The sequence below is a fragment of the Clostridium sp. BNL1100 genome, from assembly GCF_000244875.1.
Lineage (GTDB): Bacteria > Bacillota > Clostridia > Acetivibrionales > DSM-1351 > Ruminiclostridium.
This window is the reverse complement of sequence record NC_016791.1, coordinates 2,021,784-2,035,109: the sequence shown is the minus strand read 5'-3', so window position 1 is coordinate 2,035,109 and position 13,326 is coordinate 2,021,784. Positions and strand designations below refer to the sequence as shown.

Genomic DNA, 13,326 nt, shown 5'->3' with positions numbered 1-13,326 from the left:
TCTATAAGACATTAGAAAAATTGATGTTAGGTCATATAATATTAAAAAAGCCCCTATTGGGGACTTTTTTAAGTATTACTTTTGATGTATTCAACAACATCACTAACTGTTGTGATCTTCTCTGCTTCGGTATCAGGTATCTCAAGACCAAATTCCTCTTCAAGAGCCATTATAAGCTCTACTATATCAAGAGAATCAGCTCCAAGATCATCTATGAAGGAAGCTTCCATAGTTATATCTTCTTCTTCAACACCCAACTGCTCAACAATCAATTTTTTAACTTTATCAAAAACCATACATTCACCTCCTTCCAAAGGATGGTTCTATAATGCATACATTTTTAACTTTGGTATGCAATTTAATAATTATTAAGTTGAATAGCCGAATACCCGGCATATCCAAACATAATATTATTACATAACTAATCCACCGTCAATATCTATAACCTGCCCTGTTACATAACCGGCTTCTTCAGAAGCTAGAAAAGCCACAACATTAGCTACTTCTTCCGGCGTCCCAAACCTTCCGAGTGCTATCTTTTCTATATACTTCTTCTTTAAATCATCCGGTAATATTTCCGTCATATCACTGACAATTGCACCCGGACACACTACATTACAGATAATCCCTCTTGGTGCAAATTCCTTTGCGGTGGTTTTTGTCAAACCGATAAGTCCTGCTTTTGATGCTGAATAATTTGCCTGCCCCGGATTTCCGTAATTACCGGCAACTGATGAGATGTTAACTATTCTGCCATACTTTTTTTTCAGCATCAATTTTGCTGCAGTTTTAGTACAAAGAAAAGCACCCTTTAGATTAATATCAAGTACGCTGTCCCAATCGTCCTCTGACATCATCGCCATTGGCTTATCCTTTGTTATACCTGCATTGTTTATAAGAATATCAATACCTCCGAAGGTATTTACCGCAGTATTTATCAAGGTCTTCACATCTTCTGCATTCCTTATATCACCTACAACTGCTGCAACCTTTATTCCCATGGCTTCCAGATCTTTAGCCGTGTCCAGAACTTTATCTGTTGTTCCGTTGAGAACAACATTTGCTCCGAGTTTACCGAGTTTTTCAGCAATGGCCTTTCCGATTCCTCTTGATGACCCGGTTATAACAGCAGTTCGCCCTTCAAATTGCATTTTGTGTACACCTCCAAACCAAACAACTATTAAGTATTTTAAGCCAGTACTTCAAACGCTTTATTCAAGGTTTCCAAATTCTCAACATTTATTACTGTCACGTTTTTGTCAATCTTCTTTACAAAGCCGCTCAAAGCCTTTCCAGGGCCTATTTCTACAAATGTATCCACACCATCGGCAAGCATAGTTCTTATACATTTTTCCCAAAGTACGGAGGTGCTAACCTGTCTTATTAAAAGATCCTTGACCATACCTTTATCTGTAACAGCATCACCTGTAACATTTGTTACCACAGGAATCTTTATGTCATTCAAGGATACCTTATCAAGTTCAACTGCAAGTTTCTCTCCTGCAGGCTTTAAAAGACTGCAGTGGAATGGTGCACTGACAGGCAGCAACATTGCTCTCTTAGCTCCTTTAGCCTTGCAAAGCTCCGCTGCCTTTTCGACAGCTGCAGTTTCTCCTGCCACGACTATCTGACCCGGGCAGTTGAAATTAGCCGGTTCAACAATACCTATTTGTGATGCCTCTTTACAACACTCTATTACATCATTATTTTCAAGTCCTATAATTGCTGCCATAGCTCCAACTCCTACAGGTACAGCCTCCTGCATATACTTTCCTCTTTTTTTAACAAGAGAAACAGCGTTCTTGAAGCTAATTGTACCTGCTGCAACATGGGCAGCATATTCACCAAGACTCAAACCGGCCACAAAATCAGGTTTGATACCCTTTTCCAAAAGAGGCTGCATGCAGGCAATACTGGTAGTAACAATAGTTGGCTGGGTGTTTTCAGTTATCTTTAATGTTTCATCATCACTGTTGAATATCATTTCCCTGACATCAAAACCCAATGCCTCTGTTGCTTCGTCAAATATTTTACCGGCACTGTTATATTCGTCTGCGATTTCCTTACCCATTCCTACGTACTGAGCACCTTGCCCAGGAAATAAAAAAGCTACTTTACCCATATAAATCCTCCTACTCATTATAAAGAATAATACATTAATTATTTGCTATTTAAACCACTTAACAGCCATTGACCCCCAGGTCAGTCCTCCGCCAAAAGCAACAAGAACCATTTTGTCGTCTTTTTTCAACTTTCCTTCCCTTTTGGCTTCATCCATTGCTACAGGGATGGATGCTGATGAAATATTACCGTATTTATTTATAATGTAGTGTATTTTATCATCTGTAATACCAAGTTTCTTTATGGCACCATCAATAATTCTGGTATTTGCCTGATGTGGAAAAATGAAATCAAGCTCATTTATATCCATATTTAGATTATCTAAAACATGCATTGTTGCAGTTGACATGGCCTTTACGGCAAATTTAAATACCTCTTTGCCATCCATCCATATTGAATTGTATTTTCCTTCTATTCTCTTTTCCTTTTCTTCTTCGGATAAATACAGGTTTGGAATTGTTATATTCATACCTTCAGCTCCGTTTGATCCAAGGAATGAATCAAGTATTCCATATCCTTCATCAACTTCTCCAAGTACTACCGCACCGGCAGCGTCACCGAATAGAATACAGGTATTTCTGTCTTTCCAGTCAACAATTTTTGACAAACCTTCGCAACCAATTACTAAAGCATGCTTATAAACTCCATTTGCAATAAACTGCTGTGCAACGGACAAAGAGTAAATAAACCCTGTACAAGCTGCATTTATATCAAATGCAGTAGCATTCACAGCTCCAATAGCGCCTTGAATAATACATGCCATTGATGGCGACATGTAGTCAGGGGCTTCGGTTGATAGAATAATCAAATCAATGTCCTCAGCATTTAGGCCTGCATCTTCCAAAGCCCTCTTTGCTGCCTCAATTCCCATCGTGTAATTAGGAACGTCAACATCTAAGACGCGTCTCTCTGATATTCCTGTTCTTTTTATAATCCATTCGTCTGATGTATCAACCAATTTTTCCAAATCATTATTGGTAAGTACTTTTTCGGGTACAAAGCTTCCTGTACCTATTATCCCTACACTCTTAGTCGATTTTATCATCGGAAGAGTCCACCTCCATATTCTTGAATTGTTCTTTAATTTCATTTACTACGCCATTTTCTATTAACGGTATAGCTCTATTTAAAATTGCATATCTTATTGTTTTTGCCTTCGATGAACCATGACTCTTTATTACCAATCCATTAACACCTAAAACAGGAGCTCCTGCAAGTTCATCAGGATCGAATTTACTTTTAAAATTCTTAAAAAACGGTTTAAGCATCAGATAACAAAGCTTTGTTAAAAAATTTGATGTAAATATTTTTTTAAGTTCTCCAAGAAACAGAGATCCCGCACCTTCATAAAGCTTTAAAGCAACATTTCCTACATAGCCGTCACAAACAGCTACGTCAACATCTCCGCCCGGGATATTGTTCCCTTCGGTATTTCCCACAAAATTGATTTGAGAAGAAGAAAGAATACTGAATGCCTGCTTGAGAGTATCATTTCCCTTTGCATCTTCCGACCCTACATTCAAAAGGCCGACTTTTGGGTTTTCTTTTTTATAAATCAGTTTCATATAAATGGAACCCATTATGCCGAATTGTAAGTAATTTATTGGTCTGCAAACGGTATTCATACCTGCATCTATTATCAGAACCATATCTTTTTTTGACGGAACCAATGCCGGAAGTGATGGCCTGTCGATTCCCTTTATACGACCTACAATCAATAGTGCCCCTGTCATAATAGCTCCGGTATTACCTGCTGATATAAATGCATCACCCTTATTTTCTTTTAAGAGCCTCATACCTACAACCATGGAGGAATCCTTTTTATTTCTTATTGCCTTTGTAGGAGTATCCTCTCCTGTTATAACCTCTGTTGCATTGACAATGTTTATTCTATCTTTATTAAATTCCTTTTTACTTAAATTATTTTCTATAATTTCGCTTTTACCAACAAGAGTAATATTGAAGCCTTCTTTCATATTTATTGCTTCAACACAACCGTCTATTATAGCATCAGGTGCATTATCTCCACCCATCGCATCAACAATAATGTTAATCATCTTTGTCACTCTCCAAAAGTATCATTAAATAAATATTCAGAATATACTTAAACAATTTCATATTTTTTCTTTAATTGTATTTTCATTAAGAGATACCAGTATAAATTTTCCTCTGAATACTTCAACGTTTTTTTCGTATATTTTGACCCAGACAATAAACCTGTTTCCCTTAGACTCCCTGACCTCTGCTTTTGCTATAATTCTTGCCCCTGCATAAACAGGAATCTTGTACTTTATATTTGCCACTCCAACTAAGGCTACCTGTGAATCTATTACTGCAATAGCAAGGGTCTCTGCCAATGAGTAAATATAGTGTCCCCGTACAATATGAGTTTTTTCAAATGCCATTGTACTGTTGGTTTCCATAAGTGAAATTGCATTTTGCCCAAGCTGTAAATCTATTAATTCGCCGATAAATTCCCTGCTTTTAAGTGACTTCAATTTTTCCTGATTGCTCTCGGCAACATTTTTAATTCTTTCACGCAGCTCTGGAATTGAAAGTTCCAGTCGGTCGAGTCTGATTGTTGGTACGCTCACTTTAAAATAATCAGCTAATTCTTCATCTGTTAAAAATGGGTCGTACTTAATTTTTTCAAGCAGAGTCTTTTGCCTTTGCTGTTTGTGAGAAGAAGATCTGCTCACTTACAACCACCCCTTATAATTATTATCTATAATTATTACCAGATACTAATTGCTGATAATAGGATTATATATTAACTTTACTATTATTGCAACTATTTTCTGATAATATTAAATTTCCCGCAGGTACTAATATTAAATTTACATAAACATGTTTTTATTTTGGTTCTTTCTTTACCGAACCTCTCTACCACTAAGACCTAAGACATAATAAATAGCCGCAGTTTCCTACGGCTACATTTGTATATCAATATAGATGATTGGTTTTACATCCCGCCAGACTTAAGTATTTTTAAGTTCTTTGCAAAGAAGTCAATTCCTGAATATATAGTTATTATAACAGCTATAAACATCAGGTAGGAGTCAACCGGCACATCTGTAAATATTGAGAATGGCCAATTCTTTAAAAGACAAACCGAAACTGCAACAGTTTGGAATACCATTTTAACTTTTCCTGACTTGTTTGCTGCAATAACCTGTCCTTCTCCTGCGGCAACCAAACGTAATCCTGTAACTAAAAGTTCTCTGGAGATTATAATCATAGCTGCCCAACCTGTTACAACTTGCTGTTGAACCAAAGCAATCAATGCTGCAGTAATTAGTAATTTATCGGCTATTGGATCAAGAAATTTTCCAAAAGCAGTAACAAGTTTATGCTTTCTGGCAATATATCCGTCAACCCCGTCAGTGCTTGCAGCCAAAATAAATAACGCAGCAGCAACATAACTTCCATAATTATTTATAAAATTATTAACTGACAACATTTCATCTTTCAAGAAAGACAAAAGCTGAAAATTAACTGTAGCATCAGGAATTGGTATAACAAAAATCATAAATAACGGAACTAAAAATATCCTTGATATAGTTATTTTATTTGGTAAATTCATTTATGACCTCTCCTATCAAATCATAATCTTCGGAATTAAGAATCTTTACATCTGTAAAACTACCTATTGAAAGCTCTTCAGGACTGGTGAAATAAATTACCCCGTCAATCTCAGGAGCTTCTGCATAAGTACGTCCATAATAGAATATACCATCATCAGCAATACCGTCAACTATAGTTTTGTAGACTTTTCCATTCCTGTCTTGATTTATTTCCCTACTGATTGAATTTTGAAGCTCGAGAATCTTTTTTTGCCTATTTCTTTTAATATGCTTTGGTATTTGGCTTTTCAGCTTCGCTGCAGGTGTACCATCTTCTTTGGAATAAGTAAATACGCCTACTCTATCCAGCCTAAATTCCTTTAGAAAAGCAATCAATTCTTCAAAATCTTCCTCTGTCTCACCTGGAAATCCAACAATCAGTGATGTTCTGATAGTAATACCGCTAACTTTTTCTCTTAATTTATTCAGTACCTGCTTAATCTCAGAAATAGTGCCTCTTCTTCCCATTTGCTTTAATACTTTATCAGATGCATGTTGAATCGGTATATCAAGGTATTTGCACACCTTTGGATTTTTAGCTATTTCTTCAATAAGCCCATCATCTATTTCCTCAGGGTAGCAATACAAAAGCCTTATCCATTCTATTCCGCTAACATCCGATATCTTTCTGATTAACTCAGGAAGCATTTTTTTGCCATATAAGTCAATACCGTAACGAGTACTGTCCTGTGCAACAATAATGATTTCCTTTGCACCTTTTTCAGCTAAAAGCTCAGCTTCTCTAACTAATGACTCCATTTTACGGCTCCTGTATTTACCTCTGAGAAACGGTATTATACAGTATGTGCAGCGATTATCGCATCCTTCTGATATTTTCAAGTATACAGAATGTTTGGCTGACGAAATTACTCTCTCTTGGTCAAGATAATCAGTTTCGTCCAGCTTTCCATAAGATACTGTCTTTTCGCCCATATAAGCAAGATTAATTACTTCAGCTATTTCTTTATAATTACCCGTGCCCAGAACTGCGTCTACTTCCGGTATCTGTTCAAGTATTTTTTCTTTATACCTTTCTGCCATACAACCGGTAACTATAAGTACCTCACAATTGCGTCCCTTTTCATCTGCCATTTCTAAAATTGTATTTATGGATTCCTGCTGAGCGGATTCGATAAACCCGCATGTATTTACTATAAGTACATTAGCATCTTCCTTGTTGTTTACAATTTCATAATCCGCATGTGACAGCATACCCAGCATTATCTCGCTGTCTACTAAATTTTTGGGGCACCCCAATGAGACGATGCCTATCTTTTTTTTCACCCAAAACCCTCCATGTTTCGATTTTAAGATCGTATATTTGTTGTTTTAATACTCTAAAAAGTTCTATTAAAAATTATTTAATAATAATTACAGATTGTCAATGTTTTAGGTAAATAATTTGCAAATATTTAATTTTTGTTGCAGTTGAAATCCGCATTACATCAGTCTTCTGGTAAGTATTTACTTATTGCTTTTGAAATTTGATTATAACTGAACCCTCTGCCTGCAAGATAAGATTTCATTTTTTTAATCAAAATCTCATCATACTCACTATATTTGGAATACCTTTTTTTGAGTAATTCCAAAGCTACCTGATCATCATCAGGGTTTAATTCTTCAATAACACTGCATATTATATCGTTAGGAATCCCCTTATTTTCCAGTTCCATTTCCATTAGCTTTATAGACTTTGGCTTCAGCTTTGTTTTTTCGGATATGTACTTAGCTGCATATTTGTAATCATTTATGTAATCTATTTCAGTTAAATCTTTTATCACTTGGCTTATTGTACTTTCCTCATACCCAAGTTCACTAAGCTTTTCTATTACTTCATAAGAAGTTCTGAGCTTTAGTGAAAGAAATTTTACCGCAGAATTCTTTGCAGCGGCGTAAACCTCATATTTAAGTATGTAATCCAGCGTTTCCTGCTCGATGGTTTTGTCAATGGTAAGGTTAAGAGCATCAATACGTTTCAGGGGCAAGACGAATTCTTGCTTATTATCAATGCAGACACTTGCCATGGATTTATTCTTATTACTTTTTTCTATTGATGTAATCCGCATAACAGCCTCCATTTAGTATTCCCATAGTACGTCCATACTATATATAAGGCATGCCTGTATGGAATTAATCCTCCGGCATGCCTTATAATGACTCTAATTATTCTTCTTTTATTCTATATATCACTTATTCAATTTCATCAAGTGCAATATCTTCGTCTTCTTCGGGTCCTTCATTTTGTGGAGCAGCAGTTACAATAAAATTGCTTCTGATAAGTTTCTCAATTTCACTGCACATAGCAAGATTTTCTTTTAGATATTGTTTTGCATTTTCTCGGCCCTGGCCTATACGCTGACCGTTGTATGAGAACCACGCTCCACTCTTGTTGACAATATCCATGCTAACAGCTATGTCAAGTATACTACCTTCTCTTGATATACCCTCACCATAAACGATATCAAACTCTGCTTCTTTGAATGGAGGTGCAACTTTGTTTTTTACAACCTTTACTCTTGTTCTGTTACCAACAACTTCATTAGCTTGCTTAATGGCTTCTATTCTTCTGACATCAAGCCTTACTGAGGAATAGAACTTTAATGCCCTACCACCCGGCGTAGTTTCCGGATTACCGAACATTATACCAACCTTCTCACGAAGCTGATTAATAAATATAGCTGTTGTCTTTGATTTACTAATAACACCGGCTAATTTTCTCAGTGCCTGTGACATGAGCCTTGCTTGTAATCCTATATGTGAATCTCCCATTTCTCCGTCAATTTCCGCCTTAGGCACAAGAGCAGCAACAGAGTCAACTACAATAACATCTATGGCACCGCTTCTTACAAGTGCTTCTGTAATCTCAAGAGCCTGTTCACCTGTATCAGGCTGTGATACTATCAAATTTTCTATATCAACCCCAAGTTTCTTTGCATACACAGGATCAAGGGCATGTTCTGCGTCAATAAATGCAGCTTCGCCTCCGGCTTTTTGAGCCTCTGCAATAATATGCAGTGCAACTGTTGTTTTACCTGATGACTCAGGCCCGAAAATTTCCACTATTCTTCCTCTGGGAACTCCTCCTACTCCGAGTGCCAGATCAAGGCTCATTGACCCTGTAGGAATACTCTCTATATTCATATGCGAATTTTCGCCCAACTTCATTACCGCACCTTTGCCAAACTGTTTCTCTATCTGGCCCAAAGCCATCTCTAATGCTTTTTTCTTTTCTAACACGGGGTGACCTCCTTTATCGTTCGAACATTTGTTCTTTTTTAATTATATATTTTATTTTATCTACAGTCAACTGTTAAATTTAAAATATTTTGTTACTTATGATTTTTTTACTAAGTGCTTAATTTTCCCAATAAATTTGTTCTTAACTGCAACTGCCTCGTCAACCTTAAACAACATGGTAAATGCAAAATAAACCGATGCCCCTACTACAATTTCTATTCCCAAGGCTGCTATTTCAATCAGTTTTGAGTGCATTACAAAAGGCTTTGTAAAATCAACAGGGATAAATCTGTTTAATATGAATAATACTACCCCCATTATAACCGCAGCTCCCAACAGCTTTAATGAATAGTTAAGCAGTTTTTTCCATCCCATTCCATTCATTCGTTTTGATATTATCACCATCATAATAGCCATATTTACCACGCTTTGTATGGAATATGATAATGACATTCCGGCGGGGCCCAGATCTGTAGCTTTCATAAATATGTAACAGAAAACAAAGTTTAGTACAATAGATATTGTACCAATGTAAAGAGGCGTCTTGGTATCATTATCCGCATAAAAAGCTCTGTTCAGAAGAGCAAGCATTGACTGGGCGATCATTGCAGCCGTAAACAGTAATAATATACTGCCTGCCGTTATGATTCTCTCTTTCCCGATAACTTGCGACCATTTGTAAACAACGCTGACAACAGGTTGAGAAAGGACTATAAATGCCACTGATGACGGTATTATAAGGTACAGAATTGTTCGAAAACCATTATCAAGTATTTCCTTAAATTCTCCTACCTTTTTAAGTGCCAGTTTTTCTGAAAGTGTAGGAAGAATAGCTGTTCCAAGTCCCATTGCAAATATGCCGTAGGGCAGCTGCCATAAATCATTTGCATTGTAATATGCCGTTATGCTTCCGTCATTTCTGAACATTGATATAAAGTTCAGTGATATAAGTATATTTATTTGTGCTATGGCAGATGCTGCAAGAGATGGTATTGCAAGCTTGAACAGCCTTCTGAACCCCTGATTCTGCCAAAGAATTTTAGGCCTGTAATACTTTAAATTGGGCCATGCGAAGGATATCTGCATTATGAAATATATGATTGCACTTGCCAATACGCCGAATGCAACGTATCTTACACCAAATCTGCTAAGTATGAGTATGCTAAGTGCAGTTCCAAGATTGTAAACTGACGGTGCAAATGCAGCGGAAGCAAACCTCTTATATGAATAAAGGACTCCGTTTGTTATTCCTGCAAGCATCATAAAACCAACTGACGGGAACAGTATTCTGGTAAGCTGGATTGTCAGCTCTCTTTTTTCGCCCGTTAAGCCTGACGCAGTCATGGATACAACAGCGGGAGCAAATATTACTCCAAGTATACATACACCAATCATGGTTACAAATACAACGTTTACAAAAGTTCCGATAGCTTTCCAGCCGTCTTCTTCCTCATCTTTAGCTATGTATCCTGATAGTACGGGAACAAGTGCAGCGGAAATTGCCCCTCCGATTAATAAATTGTACATCAAGTCAGTCGTTCTGAACGCTGCCAGCAATGAATCCGACTGTGCTGCCGTAAGCAGATTATTAATAAGTATTGTTCTGAGATAACCCGTTATTCTGCTTACAACCAACGATGCCATTACTATTATTGCGGCACCTGTTAATTTTTTATTATTTGAACTCAAATTCAACCCTCCCGACTGCCCATCTGGCAGTCCTTTTCCTGTGTATATCAATTATCAAAGATCAATTTCCAGCTTTAAAACATGTCTTCTTATTAAGTCAAACACATTTAATGCAGTAATCGTTCTGATCTTTTTTCTATTACCTGAAAGTCTCAGCTCTTTTGTGATTGTACCGCTGTCGCAGGAAAGACCTATATAGACCAACCCAACCGGTTTTTCAGCAGTACCTCCGCCAGGCCCGGCTATTCCGGTAACGGATATACCAATGTCAGTCTTTAAACGCTTTCTGATGCCCTCGGCCATTTCTGCTGCTGTTTCACGGCTGACTGCTCCGTGAGCTTTGATTGTTTGCTCCTTTACTCCAAGGTATTCCATTTTTGCTTCATTGGAATATGTTACTGCTCCCCCCATAAACACCCGGGAAATACCCGGTACGTCAGTAAGCATCTCTGAAATAAGCCCTCCTGTACAGGACTCGGCAGTTGCAATTGTAATATTATTTTCCAAAAGAAGTCCTGCAGCCACAGCATCCAAAGTTTCATCCTTATCAGAGTACAGATTTTCTCCGGTTCTTCTCTTAATCTCATTTTTAACAGGCATCAGTATTTGTTCTGCACTTTCTCCCTTTTGAACACTGGCAGTTACCCTTATCGTAACCTCGCCTTCCTTGGCATACGTGGCAATAGTCGGGTTTGTTTGGCCATCAATCAAATCTATTATTTTAGTTTCCATAGCCGATTCACCGATACCAAAAACCCTTAAAATTACTGATTCCAGTGAGTAAGCACCCTTATTTTTAAAATAGGGCATAACATAATCCAAAAACATTGGCTTCATCTCTACCGGCGGTCCCGGGAGCATTACAACTACCTTCTCTCCCATTTCTATTATACATCCCGGTGCAGTACCATTATTATTTTTAAGAACTATACAACCTTCGGGCATATAGGCTTGCTTTTCATTATTGGGCGTCATCTGCCTTCCAAGCCTGCTGAAATAGTTCTTTATTTTATTTAGACTATCTTCATGAATAACCAGCTTTTTACCACAGACCCGTGAAATAGTTTCCTTTGTCAAATCATCCTGTGTAGGTCCCAGACCGCCTGTCGTAATGACAATGTCGCACCGTTCCAAAGCAAGTTTCAAAGAGTCTTCCAATCTATCTGGGTTATCACCTACTACACTATGATAATATACACCAACCCCTGCTTCAGGCAGTTTTGAGGATATATACTGTGCATTGGTATTAACAATCTGCCCCATGAGCAACTCTGTACCAACGGCTAATATTTCTGCTCTCATATTTGTGCCTCCGTTATAAAGTAAATAAACCGTATTTATTTATTATACAACATGAAAACAAAATAGTAAGCAAACATTAAAAAAAAGGAATTAATTTAAGAAATGGAATTGCAGAAAAGAAATTTGAGTTCAATTAATCAATTTAATTATAACATAATTATGTGGGCTTTCAAGTACTTTTTCACCATGTAATTATGTATTTATTTTAATTATCGTTATATAATACTTTTATAAATTATTTACCAGTACAAATGATTGAATTTATAAAATCAAAGGAGAATTATTATGAAGGCATTATTTATCGGTGGAACAGGCATTATCAGTTCGGCAATTTCGTCCTCTTTGGTTGCACAGGGTTGGGAACTTTATCTCCTTAACAGGGGTAACAGATCAGAAAGGATACCTGAAGGAGCAAAACTCCTAAGGGCTGATATAAATGACGAAGCACTTGTAAGTTCCCTTATAAAAGATGAGAATTTTGATGTTGTGGCAGATTTCATTGCATTTGTACCTTCACAGGTTGAACGTGATATCAGACTTTTCTCAGGCAGAACAAAGCAATACATATTTATTAGTTCTGCTTCAGCTTACCAAAAGCCTCTGTCTGATTTTCGAATAACCGAATCAACACCACTTGCAAACCCCTATTGGGAATATTCTCGTAATAAAATTGCTTGTGAGGAACTTCTAATGTCAGAATACCGCAACAACGGATTCCCAGTGACTATTGTACGTCCCAGCCACACTTACGACGATCGTAGCATTCCTCTTGGCGTTCATGGAAATAACGGCAGCTGGCAGGTAATAAAGAGAATGTTGGAAAACAAGCCTGTGATTATTCACGGTGACGGAAGTTCTTTATGGACTCTGACATATAACACTGATTTTGCTAAAGGTTTTATAGGCTTAATGGGTAATATCCATGCTATTGGTGAAGCGATTCACATTACGTCTGATGAAAGCCTTACATGGAACCAGATATATCAGATACTCGCTTCTACTTTAGGGGTAAATCTCAATGCTGTACACATTGCAACCGATTATCTTGCAGCTTGCAGCGACTATGATTTCACAGGATCCCTTTTGGGTGATAAGTCAAACACAGTCGTATTCGACAATTCAAAAATAAAAAGGTTGGTACCCGGTTTTAATGCAACTGTGCGTTTTGATCAGGGAGCCAGATTTGTTTTGGAAAATATTCTTTCCCATCCAGAACTCCAGACTGAAGATAAAGAATTTGATGATTGGTGTGATACAATTATCAATAATTATACGAATTCTATGAAGAAATAATTATTTTTACCTAACAATCAGTTAAAATGTCGGAACCAAAGGACTTTACGGTTCCGACATT

13 protein-coding genes are annotated in these 13,326 nt (G+C 37.1%); 1 reads left to right on the top strand and 12 read right to left on the bottom strand.

Features of this window, described 5'->3' with window-relative positions:
* Window positions 1-68 precede the first annotated feature (68 nt).
* From acpP to CLO1100_RS08450, 12 genes are all read right to left on the bottom strand, one after another.
* On the bottom strand, window positions 69-296 hold the full coding sequence (acpP, locus tag CLO1100_RS08505; protein ID WP_004620396.1) for an acyl carrier protein: 228 nt from the start codon (window positions 294-296) through the stop codon (window positions 69-71).
* 117 nt (window positions 297-413) lie between these two features.
* Entirely contained in the window at window positions 414-1,151 is a 738-nt protein-coding gene (gene fabG, locus CLO1100_RS08500; RefSeq protein WP_014313348.1) for a 3-oxoacyl-[acyl-carrier-protein] reductase, read from the bottom strand.
* Window positions 1,152-1,189: 38 nt separating this feature from the next.
* Window positions 1,190-2,122: an ACP S-malonyltransferase gene (fabD, locus tag CLO1100_RS08495; protein ID WP_014313347.1), complete on the bottom strand. Its 933-nt coding sequence runs from the start codon at window positions 2,120-2,122 to the stop codon at window positions 1,190-1,192.
* Window positions 2,123-2,167: 45 nt separating this feature from the next.
* Window positions 2,168-3,166: a beta-ketoacyl-ACP synthase III gene (locus CLO1100_RS08490; RefSeq protein ID WP_014313346.1), complete on the bottom strand. Its 999-nt coding sequence runs from the start codon at window positions 3,164-3,166 to the stop codon at window positions 2,168-2,170.
* A complete protein-coding gene (plsX, locus tag CLO1100_RS08485; protein WP_187288930.1) occupies window positions 3,150-4,175 on the bottom strand; it encodes a phosphate acyltransferase PlsX in 1,026 nt (341 codons plus the stop codon). Before plsX ends, CLO1100_RS08490 begins: the two co-directional genes overlap by 17 nt.
* 60 nt (window positions 4,176-4,235) lie before the next feature.
* Window positions 4,236-4,820: a transcription factor FapR gene (gene fapR / locus CLO1100_RS08480; RefSeq protein WP_014313344.1), complete on the bottom strand. Its 585-nt coding sequence runs from the start codon at window positions 4,818-4,820 to the stop codon at window positions 4,236-4,238.
* A gap of 263 nt (window positions 4,821-5,083) precedes the next feature.
* Entirely contained in the window at window positions 5,084-5,704 is a 621-nt protein-coding gene (pgsA, locus tag CLO1100_RS08475) for a CDP-diacylglycerol--glycerol-3-phosphate 3-phosphatidyltransferase (protein ID WP_014313343.1), read from the bottom strand.
* On the bottom strand, window positions 5,688-7,028 hold the full coding sequence (gene rimO / locus CLO1100_RS08470) for a 30S ribosomal protein S12 methylthiotransferase RimO (RefSeq protein WP_014313342.1): 1,341 nt from the start codon (window positions 7,026-7,028) through the stop codon (window positions 5,688-5,690). Before rimO ends, pgsA begins: the two co-directional genes overlap by 17 nt.
* Before the next feature lie 161 nt (window positions 7,029-7,189).
* Window positions 7,190-7,810: a regulatory protein RecX gene (locus CLO1100_RS08465; RefSeq protein ID WP_014313341.1), complete on the bottom strand. Its 621-nt coding sequence runs from the start codon at window positions 7,808-7,810 to the stop codon at window positions 7,190-7,192.
* Between the two features lie 124 nt (window positions 7,811-7,934).
* Entirely contained in the window at window positions 7,935-8,981 is a 1,047-nt protein-coding gene (gene recA / locus CLO1100_RS08460; protein WP_014313340.1) for a recombinase RecA, read from the bottom strand.
* 96 nt (window positions 8,982-9,077) lie between these two features.
* Window positions 9,078-10,670 (bottom strand): murein biosynthesis integral membrane protein MurJ, encoded by a 1,593-nt coding sequence (gene murJ / locus CLO1100_RS08455; protein ID WP_014313339.1) that lies wholly within the window; start codon window positions 10,668-10,670, stop codon window positions 9,078-9,080.
* A 54-nt stretch (window positions 10,671-10,724) separates the two neighbouring features.
* On the bottom strand, window positions 10,725-11,972 hold the full coding sequence (locus tag CLO1100_RS08450; RefSeq protein WP_014313338.1) for a competence/damage-inducible protein A: 1,248 nt from the start codon (window positions 11,970-11,972) through the stop codon (window positions 10,725-10,727).
* 285 nt (window positions 11,973-12,257) lie between these two features.
* On the opposite strand from CLO1100_RS08450, the gene CLO1100_RS08445 reads away from it, so the two are divergent.
* A complete protein-coding gene (locus CLO1100_RS08445; protein ID WP_014313337.1) occupies window positions 12,258-13,265 on the top strand; it encodes an SDR family oxidoreductase in 1,008 nt (335 codons plus the stop codon).
* Window positions 13,266-13,326: the final 61 nt, after the last annotated feature.